We start from the raw sequence: 21,540 nt of genomic DNA on the forward strand, positions 1-21,540 counted from the left end.
ACCTGTAGATTCCTTAAGTTAAAGTTAATCATTTTTCTAGATTTACAGTACATATTTAGGTTAATTTCATATAATGTAGTACAGGAAAATAATAGACTGTTTGATTAAACAATGGAGGAAATCTCAATGAGAATGATAGACAAAGCGCAGTTTGATACTAATGATAGCAAAGGGAAATTTGATTTAGATATTGAATCAAATTCTAATTCTTGCAAATTAAAGTTAGGAATACGTCCACAAGATAAAATGATATATATATGCGCAGGGAAAACTAAATATTTTGAATATGAATCTTCACAATCTTGTGGAAATTTTGTGGTTAATTATTTAGGTTCTAATTACAAGAATGATGATGATGTTGTAATAGGTGATTTAGGTAAATATATCATAACTAATACAGGGATAGCAGTATCAACCAATAATGCGTTAACACCTGGTCAATCTGATAGTTTAAACTTTGAAGTAGTAAGTAAATGCGGAACTTATACATTTAAAGTAATATTTACTTATTATCCAGAAGAGTGTTGTATTAAATAATTTTTTAAAATAAAGATGAAAGTAATTTAATGAAAGGCTATGTTTTAAAAGCGTGTTGATATTGTTACATATTGTTCAGCGGGCTAAAGAATTAAACTTAAGAACATCTAAATGAGTATAGTCCCATTCCAGCTTGCTCCAAAGACAAGTTTTGGACAAGCAACTAATGTGACAATACTCATTAAGAGTTCTAAAAGTCCAATTCTAATGCCCACTGAACAAAAATGTAACAATATCAACACTATATTAAAACATACCCTTTTTATTTTTTAGAAATTTTAGAAATAGCTTTGTAACTAGAATTAACTATATATTTATTCTTTGAGTACATTATTAACTAGTATATATTTAATTAAGTATAATGTTTTAAAGTGCAAATTTTTCTATTGCTTTTGCAACTCCATCATTTACATTTGTATCTGTTACATAATCAGCAACTTCTTTTGCTAAAGCACATCCATTACCCATTGCAACGCCAAGTCCTGCATATTTAAGCATTGAAACATCATTTTCATTATCACCTATGCACATTATTTCTTTTTGATTAATTCCAAGTTTCTCTGCTAGTATTTTTGCGGCATTTCCTTTTGATACTCCATGTTGCATTATTTCAAAGTTATTACCACCTGAACTTACTGTTTCTAAATCAGAAAATTTAAGCAGTTCTTTTTTTACTTCAAGAAGTTCAGTTTTATCTTCTCTATTATCTAAACATATAATTTTAATAATTTCATCACCATATTTGTTGATGATTTCATTTATATCTGAAGTTATAAAGAATTTAATTTTTTTCTCATCAGGTACTAACTTATTTGTAACCACATATGTATGATCTTCTGGAAATTCTTTTTCCATAATTGCAGTATCGCAAGTATAATATATAATTTTAAAATTATGATTATTTACTGTACGATATATTTTTAATATTTGTTCTTTTTTTAGTGTACTTGTGTATATAACCTCATTAGTAGACTTATCTTTAATGTAAGAACCATTACATGCTATAAGAGCTGTTTTTATACCTACAAGATCTGAAAAGTAATCTGCAGAAGCAAATATTCTTCCTGTACAGATTGCAACATTTATTCCTGAAGCAACAGCTTTCTTTAAGGTATTTTTATTTTTTTCACTAATTTCGCTATGTTTATTTAATAAAGTTCCATCCATATCAATACAGATTAATTTATAGTTCATTATGTTTTTCCTCCTAAGTAAGTACCTACAGGATACCCCGAGGTACTATTTGTACTATTATTGTACTATTCTTGTATATAATCTTCAAGGTATGCTCTTCCAATTATTCAGCCTTTAAAATCTTATTTATGGATATTAAGATACTTATATGATTAATTTACACTTCTTATATATTGTGATAAAATTAAGTCAAGTTTAGTAATAATTTGTTGATGAAATTTCATGACTTTTAACAATTAAATAGAGGGGAGAAATGACTGTTTTGATTATAAAAAACAAAATAACAGCTTTTTTACTAGTTTTTGCAATGATAATTAGTTTAATTCCAGCAACAACTGCATATGCAACAATAACAGATATTAATATAATATCTGACACACAGGTAACTGCAGAGCAAGCTAAGAAATGGGCAAAGACTAAAGGCGCAAGTGAAGAATTTTTAGCCTTAGCGGATCTTTATTGGGAATACGCAGAGGAATGTGGTAATGTAAATCCAGGAATTGCATATGTACAAGCTGGTAAAGAAACTGGGTTTGGTAAATTTGGAGGAGTATTAGATGCAAGCTATCACAATCCATGTGGAATGAAGACTTCTGCAGGTGGAGGAGATACTGATAAAAATGCTCATAAAAGGTTTGATTCTTGGGATGAAGGGGTACAAGCTCACTTAGATCATTTAGCATTATATGCAGGAGCTAAAGGATATCCAAGAAGTGATAGTTATGATCCAAGACATTTTATAAGCATAAAAGGGAAGGCAACTACTGTTAACTCTTTAGGTGGCAAATGGGCGCCAAGTAGCACTTATGGTGAAGAAGTAAATAGCTATTATAAAGCTTTATGCTCTTATTCAGGCATAGATAGTGCAGATAATAATAGTCAAAATGAAAATAATAACAGTTCAGGCACTTTAAACCCAGGTACTACTGAGTCTAAACCAAATGAATTATCAGTAGAACCAGTAATTAAACCTGAAATACCAATAATACCTCCAGCACCCTCTAAGGAACCAAAAGTTACATCAACAATTGGTTGGAAGAATGAAGATGGAGTATGGTATTATTACTATTCAGATAATACTAAAGCAAAAGGATGGATTAAACCAGATGCAAATTGGTATTATTTAAATGATTCAGGTAAGATGCTAACTGGATGGTTAAACGATAATGGAACATGGTACTATCTTAACGATAATGGAACAATATCATTAGGTTGGAAACAAATTGATAAAAAATGGTACTATATGCAAACTAGTGGAGCTATGTCAAAGGGGCTACAACATGATGGATCTAATTGGTATTCCTTTAAAGATTCAGGGGTTCTAGTAACTAATGGATGGTTGTCAATAGGTAAGAAATGGTACTATTGTGAAGATAGTGGAAAGCTAAAGACAGGATGGTTTAAAGATGGTGACACTTCTTATTACATGCAAGGTGATGGAAGTATGGCAACTGGTCTTAAATCTATAGAAAATAAAACTTATTTATTTGGAGATAATGGAGCAAACAAGACAGGATGGACATCCATTAATAATTATTGGTATTTCTTTAATGAAGATGGAGACATGTCTACAGGCTGGATTAATCTAGATGGAAACTGGTATTACTTATATAATACAGGAGCTATGGCAAAGGGATGGCTTGATCTTAGTGGAACTTGGTATTATCTAAATAGTAATGGAAGTATGGCAACTGGTTTTGTAAAAAGTGGTTCTGATTATTATTATTTAGATAAGTCTTCAGGTAAAGCTCTTACTAATACTACAATAGATGGATATAAAATAGGTGCTGATGGTAAGAGAAAAGGACAAAGCTCAAATAATGATAATACAAACACACCTAATACGCCAAGTACTCCAGGAAATAATACAAATTCGGGTGGAAAGAAATTAATAGTAATAGATCCAGGACACAACTTTGGTGGAGATGATGGAGCTTATGCTACACATGATAGAGTTACATATATAGAAAGAGATTTAAATATGCAACTTGGAGTTAAGCTTAAATCAGATCTTGAATCTAAGGGATATACAGTAATGATGACTAGAAATGAAACAGATAGAGAAACTTTAGCTGTAACTCCAAGTCTTACTAAGAGAGTTAATTTAGCTAATGATATTGGTGCAGATTTCTTTGTAAGTTTACATCATAATTCAGCTGATGCAGCATCTGCAAATGGTATAGAAACTTTCTATAGTTCAAAATCACAAGATGAGAACTTTGGAGGCGCATATAGTGATTCTAAGATTTCTATTAGTAAATCTATGGCAACAAATATTACAAATAATATTTGTAATAAAGCTGGATTTACAAATAGGGGAGGTAAGGACAGCGGATTATTTGTTTGCAGAAATACAAAGATGCCTTCAGTATTAGTAGAATGTGGATTTATAACAAATCCATCAGAAGCAATTAAATGTACAGATTCAAGTAGTCAAGAAATTGTTACATCTGCAATTGCAGACTCAATAGCAAGTGGATTGAACTAGGGATCTTCAAAAAATAGGGATAAGCATTTACTTAGTATTGCAGAAAATTTCTTAAAGAGTTATCTATCATTTCAAAACTGAAAAGTGTTAAACTCGAGATAAATCTCTCAGACAATAACACTTTTCACCTTTGAAATGATGAAACTCTAATAAGAAATTTTTTGATGCAATACTAAGTAAAAGGCTTATCCCTATTTCTTTTTTTAGATGTTCTAGTTGGTGATAGTGAGACACTAAGGTTTATTTTTTGATGTAATACTACGTAAAAGACATATCTCTATTTCTTTTTTAGATATTCTATCTTATATTTTTATGGATTTGAAGAAAATGCATAATACTTATGTGGATAATTTAAAAACAAATTTAAGTGTTATTTGATTTTTAATAACATTGTAATATTTAAAATGTTTACATGATTTTATTGGTAAATAATAGATGGATAAATTTGAGGATTTGGCATAAAGCGTGTAAAATCAAGGGGGAAAGGGAAGAATGGAGAGGATTTATCTAATTTACTTTTCTTTTTGTATATGTTAAAATTATTGTGATTTTGGAATATTATGATGGAGTTTTTTGATGAATTTTGTAATGATATTTCTAAATTTAATTAGGTATTTGAAAAAAATAACAGTCCAATATGTTATGTATATTAACTGATTATTTTTTGAAAATGCATTAGGTTAAAAAGAAATGGAGGGAAGGGAAAGTTTTGAATATTAATAAAAAGGTAATTTCATTTTTTCTTGCTTTAGCTATTGTGTTATCAATAGCTCCAACGACAAGTGTACAAGCTGCTATTGCTGACATTAATATAGTGTCAAATACTCAAGTAACTGTTGAGCAAGCTAAAAAATGGGCTAAATCTAAAGGTGCTACTAATACTTTTATAAATTTAGCAGAGCTTTATTGGAAATATGCAAAAGACTGTGGAAACGTTAATCCAGGCATTGCATATGTACAATCAGCTAAAGAAACCGGATATGGGAAGTTCGGTGGAGTATTAGATGAAACTTACAACAATCCTTGTGGACTTAAAACTTCAGCAGGTGGAGGAGATACTGATCCAAATGCTCACACAAGGTTTAATAGTTGGGATGAAGGAGTACAAGCTCACTTAGATCACTTGGCATTATATGCAGGAGCTGAAGGATATCCTAAAAGTAATACTTATGATCCAAGACATTTTGTAACTATTAAGGGTAAATCACCTACAGTAAATTCATTAGGTGGAAAATGGGCTCCAAGTAGCACATATGGTGAAGAAGTTAATAGCTTATATAATGATATGTTAACTTACTCAGGCATTAATGTTAAGCCGGAGGTAACACCAAATACTGATGATAAAGGTGGATCTGTAAGCCCAGAAAAGCCTGTCATTCCAAACACACCAACAGCTCCTGAAGTAACTTCACCAATTCAAAATTCAAATGATAGTAGTACAAATATTACATCATCAATTGGATGGAGATGTGAAGGTGGAACATGGTATTACTACACATCAAATGGTAGTAAAGCTACAGGATGGATAAAACCAGATAATAATTGGTACTATTTATATAGTGATGGTTCTATGGCAAAAGATTGGCTTAGGGCAGGAAGTAAATGGTATTATCTTCAATCTTCTGGAGCAATGAAACTTGGATGGCTTAAAGATGGATCCAAGTGGTATTACCTTCAAGGTGATGGTAGTATGGTTAATGGATTTAAGTTAATTGACAACAAAAAATACTTTTTAGATAGTAGTGGAGCAATGAGAGTTGGTTGGTTTTCAATAAGTGGAAATTGGCATTACTTTAATACTGATGGAAGTATGCTTAATGGATGGATAAGACCTGATAATAATTGGTATTACTTATACTCAGATGGAATTATGGCAACAGGTTGGTTTAAGCTTGGAGAAACATGGTACTATTCAAATAGTAATGGATCTATGGCAACAGGTTGGACAATGAGTGGCAATGATTTCTATTATTTACAACCTTCCTCAGGTGCAATGCTTAAAGACACTGTAATAAATGGATGGCAAATAGGCACAGATGGTAAGAGAGGTAGTAGAGTTAGTGGTGGTTCTTCAAAATTAATAGTAATAGATCCAGGACATAACTTTGGTGGCGATGATGGTGCTTATGCTACACACAATAGAGTGACGTATGCAGAAAGAGATTTAAATATGCAACTTGCAGTTAAGTTAAAGTCAAAACTTGAAGATCAAGGATATCAAGTAATGTTGACTAGGAATGAAACTGATAGAGAAACATTAGGAGTGACTCAAAGTCTTACTAAAAGAGTTGAGATGGCAAATAATTTTAATGCAGATTTCTTTGTGAGTTTACATCATAATTCAGCTGAAGCAGAATCAGCAAAAGGAGTAGAAACTTATTATAGCTCAAACTCACAAGATGCTAACTTTGGTGGAGCATTTAGTGATTATAAGCTTTCTATAAGTAAAAATATGGCAGTTGATATTACAAACAGCATTGTAAATAAAACTGGTGCTGTAAATAGAGGCGGAAAAGATGGAAATCTTTTTGTATGTAGAAATACAAAGATGCCTGCAGTACTAGTAGAATCTGGATTTATAACAAATACGGAGGAAGCAGCAAACTGTGCTGATTCAAATTATCAAAATAAAATAGCAGGTGCAATTGCAGATTCTATATCAAGTGGAATTTAGGCATCTTAAAAAAAATAGCAGTCCAATATTATATGTATATTGGCTGCTATTTCTTTTGCTTAATGATTAATTTTAGGCATACTCCCCAAAAAATAATAAGTCCTTATGTCTAAAATTATAGTTTTTTTTCAAAACAATGAAATTTACCTTTTCGAAACTGAACATCACCAACATAAAGATAATTTAAACAACTATATAATTTCAAGGCAAAAGGATTTTGAGAAAATGCATCAAGACGAATTGCACAGTAACCTTGTTTTATTAATTCTTCTTCACCTAACATAACTATTTTTTTACCAATACCTTTTCCTTGAATGTTAGGATCAACACATACACGATGGATTATAGAGACTTTGCCAGAAGCTTCTTTAAAATCATATTTCCAATTAAGGTCGTTATATTCTTTATCATGTTCTTCATTCATTACAATTGTTGCAACAGGAGTATCATTAATTGTTAATATGTACATTTTATTGTTCTCTATGTCGTTTCTTATAACATCTTCATTAGGATAAAGTTCATCCCATTGATTAATTCCTAAATTTTTCATGTTTTCAACTGCACTAAAAAATATTGATAGAATATTATCTATATCTTTTTTATTTGCTAATCTAAATTCGTTTTTCATTTTATCCCCCTAAATAAGTTATTTGCGTTCATATGCCTAAATTGCTATGGAATTTATTTGAATAGTATATTCTAAAAATTTTAAATAAGTCTTATTTTTAAATATATATATTCTAAAAATAATTGTTCATTTGAATTTATTCAGTATCTCTATTATTTCTTTAAATGTTAACCATATAAATAATGAATTATATTAATTAGAACATATATATACATTTTTAATTTTATATTGTACAACGTAAATTGTAAAATGTAAATTAATGTAGTTACATTCAAAAAAATAATAGATCATTATTATGCGCTGTTACTTTATTTCATTTCATGTGTCTTAATCTATAAAGATAATGCTAAATTAAACGAAAATATAATATGATTAATAGTTTAAAAATAGTGTAGATGTATGTATTAATTATATATATATAAATTGAGTTTAAATTACATATTTTTTAAAAATATAATTACCCAGGAAATAAATATCAAAAAATATAATATGGTATTATTTACACAGTGTGATATTAATAACAATTGCTGTAAAAACCTTATTTTGTGTAGAAAAATATGATAATATATAAATATATATTATAAGTTGGGAAATAAGATATTAGGGGGATAAAAATGGGAAAGAAAAACAATAAAAAGAGAATTATATCTTTATTAATAACATTTATGTGTATTTTTTCACTTCTACCTACGTCATGGGGTGGATATAGTGAAAAAGCTAATGCATCAACTCCATCAGGAGCAGGCTATGAAATAACTGTTGGAGGAGTAAAACTTGATACTAATACTCAAGATCCTAGTAATACAGTAGGTCAAGATTCAAATGATAAAAGTATTTATATAACAAAGGGAAGATTTAAATCTTTTGAAATAAGTATTCCGGATAATCCAAAAGATACAATAGAAAATAAAGAAAGTACATTAGGAAATATAACAACTAAGATTGAAACTACAACTAAAATTGAAAGAAAACTTGAACTAACAACTATTAATAAGATGAGCTTAGACGATACACAAAAACTTGGATGTACAGTTACAGATAATGTTGGATTAACCAAAAATGGACTTGAAATACATGACCTTCCATTAGGTATTAATGAAATAGGTTATAAAATTAAAGAAACAACTACAATAACAAATAAAAAGACAACTTATACTACAGATGATAAGGGTAACATTAGTAATAGTACAGAAGTTACAGAAGGTCCAACTTCAGCATCACAATATACTAAGGAAGAAGCTATAACTATTGAACATGCCTCAGTATATGCACAAGATAAAATAGATAAAATAGATTTTTCTAGTTATATTGGTAAGAAAGATGCTAATATTGAAAATACAGAGAAAAATAAAGTACCATTTTTATATAAAAAGCAATTAGAAACAACAGAAACTGAAACTTTTTTTACATATGAACACATTGTAAATGACCAAATTAGTACTTTAGATTATGTAATAAACTTTCAAGAGTCGTTTAATTTAGATAGTGCTAGAGTGTGGATGGATGGTATAGAAGATTTAACAGTACAGAAAAACGGAAATAAACTAATTGGATCGTTAAGTAAAACTGATTCAAAGATTATGGTAATTAGTATACCTAATGATAATAATCTTGGTAAAAATTACGCTATTAAATTAAAGTTTAAAGATGAAAATAGTACTGATGACTATACTCTTAGAGGAGTAAAAATTGACAGTAAATATTATAGTGATATTATTACAGATAATGAAAATTATATAGGAAAGTCATTTGAAGATCTTGGGAAAAAGGGTGGCACTAAAGTATATAAAGGCCAAATTACTTTGGATAAACGTGCTGGAAAGGTTAAAATAACTCCTACATTTGGTGCAAAGAGTGGCTATGTGATTAAAGCAAGTAATCATTATATTAATGATTATGGTGGAACCACTATAAAACAACAAGACTTTGATCAATATGTTTCTTTTAGTGATAGTACTAGCACTAAAGAAAATGCAAATGTAATTTATTTAGATGTTTATAAAGGATCAAGTGATTCTGATGTGTTAGGAGATCCTTTGGCAACATATCAATTAGAGGTTAAATTCAGTGGTGAAGAATCTAATTTTAATTTTGCTTTTGATAATGCAATTTTAAAGGAAGCTAATGGTGGAACTACACCAATACCATTTAATTCTTCTACATATAAATATGATTTTTACCTTACTGATCCTACAAAACCAGCAAATATTAAATTTACTACTATAGGTAATTTTTTAGATGGTGCTATAGCAAAAGTTACAGTTAATGGACAAGAAGAAGTTGTTAATAAGGATGGAAATTTAAGTTTAGACTTAAGTAAATGCGCTGGTAAACAAATGATCATAAGACCTTATAAAAATGGTAATCCAGTAGGAGATAAGTATATATTTAATATACAAGGGGATGGTAAAGATCCTGAAAATCCAGAAGTTCCTAGTAAGGAAAATGCTTATTTAAGTTCTTTAAGCTTTAGTACAGGAGATTTAAAGAAGGATGATGGAACTGCAGGATTTTCAAAAGAAACATTAAATTATGATTTGACAGTAAAAAAAGATAATAAAAAGATAGATGTAACTGCAGTAACTGATGAGCTTAAAGCTAATATTACTGAAGCAAAAGTTGTAGAAACTGGAAAGACATATGCCTTAACTTCAGGTTCAAAGATGGAGATTCCATTACAAGAAACTGGTGAAACTACATTGCAAATTATTGTTACAGCTGAGAATGGTAAGACTAAGAAGCTTTATACTGTTACAATTAAACAAGATGCTAGAAGTTCTAATGCTAAATTAAAAAATGTAGAACTTAATCCAGGAGATTTTAATTTTGATCCTGATAATGATACATGCAAAGTTCGTGTAGATCCAGATGTAAAGAGTATTAAAGTTAAGCCTATTCCTGAAGATGAAAACTATTCAAACATTACTGTTGATGGAGAGAAGTTTACTAGCTCACCGATATCTGTAAGTCTTAAGGGACAATGGAAAACAGAAATTGAAATAAAAATTACATCTGAAGATGGAACAAAAACTGAAACTTATACTTTAAATATCTATAGAACTAATGATGATATAAATGATATTAAAGATCCAAATGATGATAATAATAATGAAGATAATAATAAGAATGATGCATATTATGATGAAAGCAATAAAATTTGGATTGATTTGAGTAAATATGAAGAATGGGCTAAAGTAAAAGGAAACTATATTTACTTTGACAACAAAGGTAGACAAGTTAAAGATGCTTGGGTAAAAGTTGAAAAAATTTGGTACTATGTAAATTCATCAGGATATAGAGCAACAGGTTGGAAACAAGAAACTGATGGAAGATGGTATTGCTTAGATAATAATGGAAAAATGCAAATAGGCTGGTACTATGACAAAAATAGAGGTAACCAATATTACTTTAACGCAAATGGAATCATGAAAACAGGATGGCTACTTTCAGGAGGATCTTGGTATTACTTTGATGGAAGTGGTAGAATGCTTCAAAATGAAAGAGCTTATATTGATGGTCAATGGTATTCATTCTCTAGTTATGGAATGATGTACTAAGGCACATGAAAGAAAATAACAGATCAAAAAATGCACTGTTTACTGGATGTCAGGCAAGGATGCAAGTTCTGCTAATAGGGGCTATCAGTAGAACTTTCCGACACAGTATGATAATCAATAGACAAGCATACTGGTCTGTTATTTTTTGAATGTGTCTAAAATATAGTAGACACAAAAAAGAAGATATATTATCACTTGGTGATAGTAGTAAAAAATATATAAAACCAGAAATGGGACAAATAGTGCTTTATAAACTAGGAAGATTATACTAAGTATTTCTAATGTTTATCTCGCAATTATTTGTCCTATTTTTTAGTGTAATTTCTTTATAAGGCTATGTTTTAGAAGAGTGTTGATATTTTAATATAAAGGCGAACTGGCATTGGAATTTGCTTTTTAGAACTCTTAATGAATATTTGTACTATTAATTGCTTGTCACAATCTTTGATTGGGAGCATGCATTAATAGGACTAATCTTTATTTTAGAGTTCTTAAAGTGAATTCCACCGTCCAGGAGCTTTAGATTAAAATATCAATACTCACTTAAAACATAGCTTCATTTATAATCATTTTTTTTATATGTCTTAGTTTAGTAAATAAATTACAGTACGTTTCCTGCCAAATTTTTTAACTTTATCATGTGATGGTAGCCATACATCTATTATGTAGGTTCCATCATTTTTTATTTTAATTGCGCCACCTCTATCCTCAACATTAAATATACAATCTGATTTATAGGACTTTAATTCAGGAATGAACATTTTACTTCCAAGAGGAACGTTTTTAGGCGCTGCAATAACACCTATTCTAGTCTGTGTTTGCATTGCAGTTTTTTTACCCCATGACTCTGAGCATGAAGCACAATTGCAATAAGCAGTTAATTCAGCTTTAATAGGTGTTCCTATTTCACCACCACGACTTATTTTAATTTTATTATCATTTATTTTAATATCTTTAGGCATATCATATACTGGATAAGGTGGAATTTCATCATACTCCTTAACATAATCTTTATGCACATATCCTGTGGTGTAATCATGTTTTATTTTGTACCATTCGCCTTCTTTATCTAATATATCAAAAATCATGCCTTTATATAAACCATAATATACTGAACCATTTTTATTAGGGTTCTTTCTAATACAAAGATTAGAATCAATATTTACTACTTGTCCATGTTTTTTTAAATCCTTGGAAATATCATTAATTTCCTCATTTTTGCTATTTGCTGTTAACTTTATTTCTGAACTTGAAATATTCCAAGCTTCATTTGAAGCTATGTTGTTAAGTTTTGTATTGTCATAAGTTAAAGGCAGAAATGTTGATGAACATATATATAGTCCACATAAACATTTTGCTAATTTTGACAACCAATCACTCCCTTCAGTTTTTCCTTATAGGATTAAGAAAAAGTATTTATTTAATCTTTAAAATAAAATTTCAATATACAGTATTATAGACATATAATAAGTAATATATACTAATAAATTACATGGTTCTTATATAAATACATAATTTTATTATTATGTATAATAAACGACAATTTATAATTAAATTTCATAAATTATACCTAGTTTTTTGCCCGATAAATTTAATTATACCAAAAAATAAAGAATTAGGAAAGCTTTTTACTAATTACCATGTAAGTAATTACTTTCATTTGTTGTTGATTAACAGCAGAAAAGCTATAATAATTCAGGATATAGTGTAGTTTTAAAACAAAGCCTAATATAATAATAGATTGGATATAATTACAATATATATTATAATAAATAGGTATTATAAGATAAGGCATATTCAAAAAAATAGCACGTTAGTATGCTAGTCTATTTTGTCTTAAGGCGAGGTGCCCCTTGAGGGTATAAGTTCATCTTATGTCACACTACATCGGTATGTTCACTTAATAGACAAGCTACGAGCAAACATATCTCCTTGTTATTGTGAAAAATATACATCACATCTTTAACTTATTATTTTATTTAATATGCCTAAATTAATATAAAAGGAAAAATGAGGGGGAAAAGGGTATGATAGAAGTAAAATATAAAAATACAGAAGAACAGTGGATAGATTTTTCAATCTATAAAACTAATAATTCTGAAGTCCATCAAAAATCGGTTAAAATAAGAAAAAGGATAGTTGTTTTTTTAGGGCTTTTCATTGGAGTACTTTACTGCATTTTAGGAATGCAAGAATATAATCAAGGAAATAGTCCGATTTTTTCAATTATATTTGCACTTATTTTTATTACATTAGGAATTACATCACCTTGCTATTTACCAAAATTTTGGTTGAATAAAGCTAAAAAGAATCTTAAAGAAAGATTAAAGAATGATGAGGGTATTTTAGGAAAGAACATAACAATAACATTGAACAAAGAAGAAATGAATATTACTAAAAAGAAACATAAAAATAGTGTTCCATTAAGTTTAATTACAGATTTTACTACAATAGATGATTGTCTTTGTATAAGTTTTGAAGGTAATGAAGAAGTTATTATTCCTTATGATGCATTTAAAAGTGATGAAGATAAAAAGATATTTGAAGATACTATCAAAAAATATCTTTTTAAGAAATAGAATTTAGGCACATTCAAAAAATAATAGGAAAGCATGCTTGACTATTTTGCGTCATACTGCGTCGGCAAATCGCTATTAATCGAATATTTGTCTCCTTGTCATTGTACCAAATATACGATGCCTATTTGGTCTATTATTTTCTTTCATGTGTCTTATATATTACTTTAGATGCTAGAAAGTGTGTTCTAAAAAATTGATAAGTATTTAACATTAAAGAACTTATATCATTAGTAATAGTGATATAAGTTCTTTATTTACATGTTGTAAAATCATGTTATAGAAATTTAGTAGGGAGGTTATTCGTACATATTTTGATACAGAAGATTATTGGTGTTAGTATAAAGTAGTGGACACATTAATTTATCTTACTTTTTAATTCATCTATTATCTTTAATAGTAGTTCTTGATTTTTCTTATACTCTTCCTGTTGATCTATTAACAAATCAATTTTATTATGCAAATCTTCTATTATAATTTCAGATTTTAAGTTAACAAGGTAGTCATTTGCAGCAGTTAATCTATCTTTTTCTGATTGACGATTTTGTGACATCATGATTATTGGAGCTTGTATAGCAGCAAGACAAGATAATATTAGATTCAAAAATACAAATGGATATGGATCAAATGCTTTATTACTTAGAATAACAGCATTTCCGATAATCCAAATTGCTAATACAACACCAAAAGTTATTATAAAGGTCCAACTGCCACCAAATGTGGCTATTTTATCAGCAGTTCTTTCTCCTAACGTGAAGTTTTCAGCATGTATATTATTTATATTCGTTGAAACCTTACCACTAATAAGTTCGTGAAGTAATTCTTCATCAATATTACTTCCCTTTATGTCCTTATCTTTTTCTAATATTTCTCGTACCAATTCTTCTTTGCTATTGCATATTGTATCCTTACCATCCATAAATAATCACTCCTATTCATTATGTGATTTTTCCTGTCACTTTATCCATAAATTGTAACCTTAATTATCCCTAAGAAAAAGTTCATTTTATTTAGTTTAAACAAAATTATTTATAGGGGACTCACATATTTCTTCTAACTTTAGTAGAACATTTTTATAACCTTCTTTTATTATATTATTGTTAAATAAGTCTTTATAAGATATATCTTTTATATCTTTTTCTAAAATTTTATTAAAATTCTTACCATATAATTTTTTTAAAAATATTTCACAGTCTATTTTTATAAGTTCATACATATCTTCACTTGTATAGTTAAAATTTTTCATGTCATAATTTATTTTTTCTATAATTCCATAAAGTTGATAAAGGTAACTCATTTCTTTTAGATCAAATATACCAGTTAGAGAAACTATAGCTTTAGAATACTCACCATTTACAGGGATATATATAGGAAACTGATTTTTTGTGTTATGAGTAAGTATACGTAAATTATCTATACTTTCAAATATAGCAGTGCATATGTCTAAACGTACAATATTTGCATAAGCACATAAGTTTTTATGATTCATTTTTTCTTCTAATTGTCTATTTTCTTTTACAATTTTAGTTTGTACTTCAATGTTTTTTAAGGTAGTAATTTTATTTATCCTCCAGCTACAAATTGCTCCTATTGTAGCACCTAGTAATATAGATATAGCGGAAATAATTGTTGTTATTAATGATTCCGGCATAAATGTTTTTCCTTTCGCATTGTTATATATATAAGTTCCAATAAAGTTTGTTCATTAATATAAGGCACATTCAAAAAAATAACAAGTCAATATGATAGTCTATTTTGTGTCATGCTGCGTCAGCAGAATGGCCTAATAGCTCGCTATTAAATTATTCTGTTTCCTTGCCTGACGCAAAATATACATCGCATCTTGGACTTGTTATTTTCTTTCATGTGCCTAAATCTTAGAATATTTATAAATGTTATAACTCACCAGTATAGTGAGGAACTTATATAGAAAATTTATGATATATATGCTTCTAACTAGATATTGTTAATTAAAGATATAATTTTCTATAAAAATTATATAAAAGATTATAAATGTATTAACTTAATTAGAACATATATATTAATAATTTCGGTATGTTTTAGATGGGTGTTGATATTATTATATAATATAGAACTGGCATTGAAATTTGCTTTATATTAAAATATCAACACGGTTTTAAAACATAGCCAATAATTTTTATATTTTATAAAGTCAAAAAATAATTTTAAAATTTACTTTTGTGTTAAATGTATTATGTGCTTATTTTTAGATTTATAAGCATATAATACATTTAATTATTTTTTTGAATATATCTTAAATATGAAAAAGCTCCTCATATCATAAAGTTTAAGATCGTTTATAGGTTAAGGCATTTAGCTAAATCTAACTAACTTGATTAAGTATTACACTCACAATTCTATTTATTTTTAGATAATAGAGTAAAATAGACTGAAACACAAAAGTAAGATAATGAAAGTTAATGTTCATATTGTACATATAAGAATGGAGGAATATTACTATGTTTACGCTATCATTTAAAAATGATAAAAAACAACCTACTGTTAAAAAAAATTTAACTACAGAGGTAAAGATAATTGAATTTAAAGGACTTAAATGGATTGATATTATTAGACCTACTAATAAGGAAATTCAAATGCTTAAGGATATGTATGAATTTCATGATCTCTTGCTAGAAGATTGCATGACTGAGCATCAAAGGTCAAAGGTAGATTCCTATGAAGATTATAGTTTTATCGTAATTCATCTTCCAAGATATAGAAAAGAACTTTTCAGAATTGACTCTGAAGAGATAGATATTTTTATAGGTCATGATTACTTAGTTACACTTCATGAGGGAGAACTTAAACCTTTAGTGGAGCTAGCAAAAAAATGTCAATCAAAAGAAGAATTACGAAGTGAATATATGGAGCAAGGTTCAGCATTATTGCTTTATGAGATAATTAAAACACTATTTGATTATTGCTTTCCTATGCTTGATAAGATTGGAAATATAGTTAATGAAATAAATAGAAAAGTGTTTGCTAATCGTTCTAAATCAATGCTTGAAACTATATCAAGAACTAAGATGCAGATAATAAACTATAGAAGTGTAATTAAACCATTAAGACCAGTTATAATAACTTTAGAAAAAGCTATTAAAAAATATCTGCCTAAAGATATGGATATATATTTTGATGATATTACTGACAAGATAGAAAAAATATGGGATATGCTTGAAAATTATAAAGAAGTTATTGAATCTGCGGATAGTACTTTTGCATCACTTACAAACCATACAATAAATGGTTTGATGCGTACTTTTACAATTATTCAAGTTGCTATATTGCCAATGACTCTTGTTAGTGGACTCTTTTCTATGAATGTACAAGGAATACCAATGCACAATTATGAAATGGCATTTTGGATAGTATTTGGAATGATATTTATTCCAACTGTACTTATTGGATTAGTATTGCTCATTAAGAAAGATAAATGGTTTTAGTAAAGGAGAATTGGAATTGATTATGATTTTTTAGTTGCTATAGGCAAATGTTGCAAATACTTTAAAAGTTATTAAATGTTCAAAATTACCACAAATAAAAATTTCAAAAATGTGAATAATAAGAAGTATTGAATTTCATAATTAATAGAAAATAAAATTCATATCTTATTTGGATTAAGTATCACAATTAGGATATATTAACCATGGGTATAAAATTTAGATTTCAAAATTATTTAATTAAATATAATAACTTATTTAAATCACATTGGAGGATAAAAAATTGAAAAACAAATTAAAGTTCTGTTTATTTTTTGCAAGTATGCTTTTTGTTATTTTTCTATTTAAAGAAAATATAAGTAGCATGCCTGTAGCATCTAACGTAACAACCACTAAAAATTTTAATATAAATGAAGAAGTAATTAGTGATAGAAAAAAAGTAATTTATTTAACTTTTGATGATGGTCCTAGTGGTAAAGTAACAAATAGAGTGTTAGATACTCTAAAAGAAAATGACATAAAAGCAACTTTTTTTCTTATTGGTAATCAAATTAAAGGTCGAGAAGACGTGGTAAAAAGAATGTATGATGAAGGACATAGCATAGGACTTCATACCTATACGCACAAATTTAAGAATATTTATTCAAGTGAAGATAAATTTGTAAAAGAAATGATTGATTGTCGTAATGAAATAAATGAAGTAGTTGGGATTTCTCCCAATATAATTAGGTTTCCAGGAGGTAGTAGAAAACATTTAAGTAACAATTTTTTAAATAAATTACATGATAATAATTTTAAAATATATGATTGGAATTTAGAAAATTCAGATGGGTTAAACCCTAAAATTCCACCAGATAAATTATATAGAAAAGCTACAAAGGGAAGTGAAAAGTTATCAAGGGTCATACTTCTTATGCATTGCACCGCTATGCACAAGAACACTTGCGAAGCTTTGCCAGAAATAATAAAATATTATAAATTACAGGGGTATGAATTTAAGACTATTACAGAAGATACACCAGAATTATATTTTCCAATAACAAGAAAAACATTTAATTTTTTTGAATAGATCACCTAAGGCATATTAAAGAAAATAACAAGTCAAAGATGCAACGTATATTTTGAGTCAGATAAGGAGATGAAATTAACGCATAGCAAGCTATGGGTTGATTTTACCGACGTGAGTAGAGAACCAAAAGTGAGAATCGAAATTTTATATTTCGTTCTTCGAACTTTCACACCGTGCAATCTATGATTTTGTGTGAATCACTTACTCAGCGAGTGTATACGAGTCGAGCTTCCTTATGACGCAAAATAGACTAACATACTGACTTGTTATTTATTTTAATATTCCTAAGTATTTCTATAATAAATAAGTTTAAGAAATAAGATTTAGAATTTATTTATGTTGATAAAAAAACGATTTTAAGAAATAGAATTTATACATTACTTGAGATGCTAGAAAATGAATCTTGCGTAAGTATAAATTCTATTTCTTTTTTTATATGTCTTATTAAAACTCACTTACAACTATTTGTTTGTGTATTTTATCTTTGAATTTGTCTACATATAAAGAGCCTGAGCCTGTATAGGTTGCTAAAAAAACTTCAGAAGGATCATCTACTCCATATTTCTTTAATTGATATTTCAACCATTTGCGATCACGATTAATTTGTTTTAAGTTTGTATCTACTACTATTCCATCATAAATTAAATCTAGACCTATTCTTGCCTTAGGTACAGGAATATTCATATTTTTTGGTGTTAATGGTTGTAAGTCGGATTTTTTTAGAACAGAAAGCTCACCATTTGTTTCTAATACTGCAAATTGAACTTCACTTATATCAAATATATCTTTACATCTTAATTGATGTTGTAAGTTTGTAGCATTGTATTTTAATTTACGCATAGTATCTTCTAATATTTTACCGTTAATTATTATTATACTTGGTTCACCTTCTATATGTTTTGCCATATATCTTGATTTAGTTGTGAGTAAGTCAATACCTAATCCTAGAACTACCCAAGCAAGAAGTCCTATCCAATGAGTCCAAGCCGCGCTTGATAAATCAGTTGTTAGGGTAGCGGCAATTGACCCAATAGTTATCCCTAGTACATAATCAAAGGGCGTAAGTTGAGATATTTGTTTTTTACCTAGAATTCGTGTAAATATTAGTAGTGAAAAAAAAGCAAAGATTGCTCTTACCAATACTATAATTCCTTCATTCAATTTATATCACTCCCATGTAAATAAATATTTTTTAAAATGTGCCTTATTTTTATTAATATATTAGATAGTGTAACAAATAAATCAGTAATTATTCTCACTATTCTTTTTAGTTAAAGATGCTATTTAGGGTGTTATGAATTGTTTATATAATTAAGAATTATATTTTAAAAATAATTTAAATAAGATTTTTTAAAATATATTTACTTTTAAATTATGCTGTACTATAATTTATATAGTTCATATTATGAACTATATAAATTATAACAACATATATATAAGTATTATATGAAGTGTAGAGTAGATTTAAGGGGGATTTTTATGTTAGAGGATAGATTAGAGATATTAAAGATATTAAATGATAATTTTAATATTAATCAAAGGGAATTAGCTAAGAGGACAAATATTTCATTAGGCAAAGTGAATTCTATTTTGAAGGACTTTACGCTTGATGGAACTATAGAGAGAATTATTAATAATAGAGGGATTTTATATAGGGTAACTGAAAAAGGTATGAATATTTTAGAGGAAAATCTTGCTTCTGCTAAGAATACAAGATTAAAACTTCATGAAGAAGAAAAGAAAATTGTTAAGCAAGCTGTGATTCTTGCAGCTGGTAGAGCTAAGGAATTTGGAAGACCAGTTGGAATGCTTGAAATTGAGGATTTTAAGTTAATTGATAGAACTTTAAATATCCTTAAAGAGAATGGAATAAATAAAATTGTGATTGTTATAGGTTATGAAAGTCAATATTATGAGGAATATTTTAAAGATATTAAGAATGTAACTTTAGTTAAGAGTGATACATATAAATGGACTGGAACAATGCATTCTTTATCACTTGCTAAGGACTATATTGATGATGATTTTTTACTTGTTGAAAATGATCTAATCTTTGAAGGTAAAGCAATTAAGGAACTTGCTGAAAGTGAAAATCGTGATTGCATACTTTTTACTAATGAGAGTGGTTCTGGTGACGAGGCCTTTGTTGAGATAAGGGATAATCATTTATTTAAGATGTCTAAGGATATTCACCAATTTAATAAAATTGATGGTGAGATGATTGGGCTTACTAAGATTTCTTATAAGTTATATTCAATGATGCTTGAGGAGTTTAATGGAAATGTTAATCCATATTTAAATTACGAGTATGTATTATTAGATGTAGCTAGAAGTTATAATATTGGATTTGTTAAGATAGATGATCTTGCTTGGGGCGATGCAGATACTCAAAAAGAGTATGAAAAAATTAAAAATTATCTTTACCCAACTATAAGAAGAAGAGAGCTTAGCTATGAGATAAATAATATAAAGACTATTGTTCGTGAAGCTTTAAAAGCAGATGATGATGATATTACAGAGGTTGTACTAGCAGGCGGAATGACTAATAAGAATTATAGAGTATGTGTTAAGGGGAATAGATATATCTTAAGGGTTGCAGGCACTGGTACTGAGCAAATGATTAATAGAAATACAGAAATGTTTAATTCAGCAGTAGCTTCAGAAAAAGGATATAATGTGGAAGTTCCTTACTTTAATCTTGAAACTGGGGTTAAAATATCTAAGTTTATAGAAAATGCAGAAACACTAACTCATAGAAGTATTAAGAAGGAAGAAAACTTAAAGCAAGTTACAAGTATTTTAAGAGACTTGCATGAATGTACTGATTTTCATATGGACAATGAATTTAATGTATTTAGAGAACTTGAAAAGTATGAAAATATTTTAAAAAGCAATAATGGAGATTTCTTTGATGATTATGCTCAAGTGCGTGAAAAGGTAATGATATTAGAAGAAGAATTAAAAGAATGTAATAGAGTTTTTGTACCTTCTCATAATGATTTAGTTTCTGAAAACTTAGTCAAAGATACAGAAGGCAGAATTTATTTAATTGATTGGGAATATAGCGGAATTAATGATGATATGTGGGATTTGGCAGCACTTTCTTTAGAAAATGAATTTTTAGAAGATGATGTTGAACTTATGTTTAGACTTTATTTTGGAAAAGAAGCGGATGAAAACTCAAGAAGAAGATTACTAATTCATCAAATTTGCCAAGATATATTATGGGCAGTTTGGACACTTATAAAAGAAGCTGAAGGAGATAATTTCGGTACTTACGGAATTGATAGATACAATAGAGCTAAGGAAAATTTAAAAAGACTTTAAAATTATTTTTTGATTTTTAAGGAGAAGAT

General features: G+C 28.2%; 14 protein-coding genes. 8 read left to right on the forward strand and 6 right to left on the reverse strand.

Annotation, left to right across the window (positions count from 1 at the left end):
- Window positions 1–126: 126 nt before the first annotated feature.
- Window positions 127–537, forward strand: coding sequence for a hypothetical protein (locus tag BM027_RS08895; protein WP_090090974.1), 411 nt, complete (start codon window positions 127–129; stop codon window positions 535–537).
- Between the two features lie 366 nt (window positions 538–903).
- Here the strand turns inward: BM027_RS08895 and BM027_RS08900 are convergent, their stop codons facing one another.
- Window positions 904–1,731, reverse strand: coding sequence for a Cof-type HAD-IIB family hydrolase (locus BM027_RS08900; RefSeq protein WP_090090976.1), 828 nt, complete (start codon window positions 1,729–1,731; stop codon window positions 904–906).
- Between the two features lie 262 nt (window positions 1,732–1,993).
- Here BM027_RS08900 and BM027_RS08905 point away from each other — a divergent pair, with 262 nt between their 5' ends.
- Both BM027_RS08905 and BM027_RS08910 read left to right on the forward strand, forming a co-directional pair.
- A complete protein-coding gene (locus BM027_RS08905; RefSeq protein WP_090091114.1) occupies window positions 1,994–4,219 on the forward strand; it encodes an N-acetylmuramoyl-L-alanine amidase in 2,226 nt (741 codons plus the stop codon).
- 709 nt (window positions 4,220–4,928) lie between these two features.
- A complete protein-coding gene (locus BM027_RS08910; protein ID WP_090090978.1) occupies window positions 4,929–6,893 on the forward strand; it encodes an N-acetylmuramoyl-L-alanine amidase in 1,965 nt (654 codons plus the stop codon).
- Between the two features lie 115 nt (window positions 6,894–7,008).
- Here BM027_RS08910 and BM027_RS08915 read toward each other — a convergent pair whose 3' ends face one another.
- Window positions 7,009–7,521: a GNAT family N-acetyltransferase gene (locus BM027_RS08915; RefSeq protein ID WP_090090980.1), complete on the reverse strand. Its 513-nt coding sequence runs from the start codon at window positions 7,519–7,521 to the stop codon at window positions 7,009–7,011.
- 614 nt (window positions 7,522–8,135) lie between these two features.
- Here BM027_RS08915 and BM027_RS08920 point away from each other — a divergent pair.
- Entirely contained in the window at window positions 8,136–11,078 is a 2,943-nt protein-coding gene (locus BM027_RS08920) for a cadherin-like beta sandwich domain-containing protein (protein WP_090090982.1), read from the forward strand.
- Window positions 11,079–11,662: 584 nt separating this feature from the next.
- Here the strand turns inward: BM027_RS08920 and BM027_RS08925 are convergent.
- Window positions 11,663–12,448, reverse strand: a complete 786-nt coding sequence (locus BM027_RS08925; RefSeq protein WP_090090984.1) for an SH3 domain-containing protein — start codon at window positions 12,446–12,448, stop codon at window positions 11,663–11,665.
- Between the two features lie 657 nt (window positions 12,449–13,105).
- Between BM027_RS08925 and BM027_RS08930 the strand changes: the two genes are divergently transcribed.
- Entirely contained in the window at window positions 13,106–13,657 is a 552-nt protein-coding gene (locus BM027_RS08930) for a hypothetical protein (protein WP_090090986.1), read from the forward strand.
- Between the two features lie 355 nt (window positions 13,658–14,012).
- Here BM027_RS08930 and BM027_RS08935 read toward each other — a convergent pair whose 3' ends face one another.
- Together BM027_RS08935 and BM027_RS08940 are read right to left on the reverse strand one after the other, a co-directional pair.
- A complete protein-coding gene (locus BM027_RS08935) occupies window positions 14,013–14,573 on the reverse strand; it encodes a DUF1003 domain-containing protein (protein WP_090090988.1) in 561 nt (186 codons plus the stop codon).
- Window positions 14,574–14,669: 96 nt separating this feature from the next.
- Window positions 14,670–15,305 carry a hypothetical protein gene (locus BM027_RS08940; RefSeq protein ID WP_090090990.1) on the reverse strand — a complete coding sequence of 212 codons (636 nt, stop codon included), beginning with the start codon at window positions 15,303–15,305 and terminating at the stop codon, window positions 14,670–14,672.
- An 829-nt stretch (window positions 15,306–16,134) separates the two neighbouring features.
- On the opposite strand from BM027_RS08940, the gene BM027_RS08945 reads away from it, so the two are divergent.
- On the forward strand, window positions 16,135–17,118 hold the full coding sequence (locus BM027_RS08945) for a magnesium transporter CorA family protein (RefSeq protein ID WP_090090992.1): 984 nt from the start codon (window positions 16,135–16,137) through the stop codon (window positions 17,116–17,118).
- 280 nt (window positions 17,119–17,398) lie between these two features.
- Window positions 17,399–18,184 carry a polysaccharide deacetylase family protein gene (locus tag BM027_RS08950; protein WP_090090994.1) on the forward strand — a complete coding sequence of 262 codons (786 nt, stop codon included), beginning with the start codon at window positions 17,399–17,401 and terminating at the stop codon, window positions 18,182–18,184.
- Between the two features lie 444 nt (window positions 18,185–18,628).
- Here the strand turns inward: BM027_RS08950 and BM027_RS08955 are convergent, their stop codons facing one another.
- Window positions 18,629–19,345, reverse strand: coding sequence for a DUF421 domain-containing protein (locus BM027_RS08955; RefSeq protein ID WP_090090996.1), 717 nt, complete (start codon window positions 19,343–19,345; stop codon window positions 18,629–18,631).
- Window positions 19,346–19,663: 318 nt separating this feature from the next.
- Between BM027_RS08955 and BM027_RS08960 the strand changes: the two genes are divergently transcribed.
- Window positions 19,664–21,511 carry an NTP transferase domain-containing protein gene (locus BM027_RS08960; protein ID WP_090090998.1) on the forward strand — a complete coding sequence of 616 codons (1,848 nt, stop codon included), beginning with the start codon at window positions 19,664–19,666 and terminating at the stop codon, window positions 21,509–21,511.
- Window positions 21,512–21,540 lie beyond the last annotated feature (29 nt).

It is taken from the genome of Clostridium uliginosum (assembly GCF_900112485.1).
GTDB classification, from domain to species: Bacteria; Bacillota; Clostridia; order Clostridiales; family Clostridiaceae; genus Clostridium; species Clostridium uliginosum.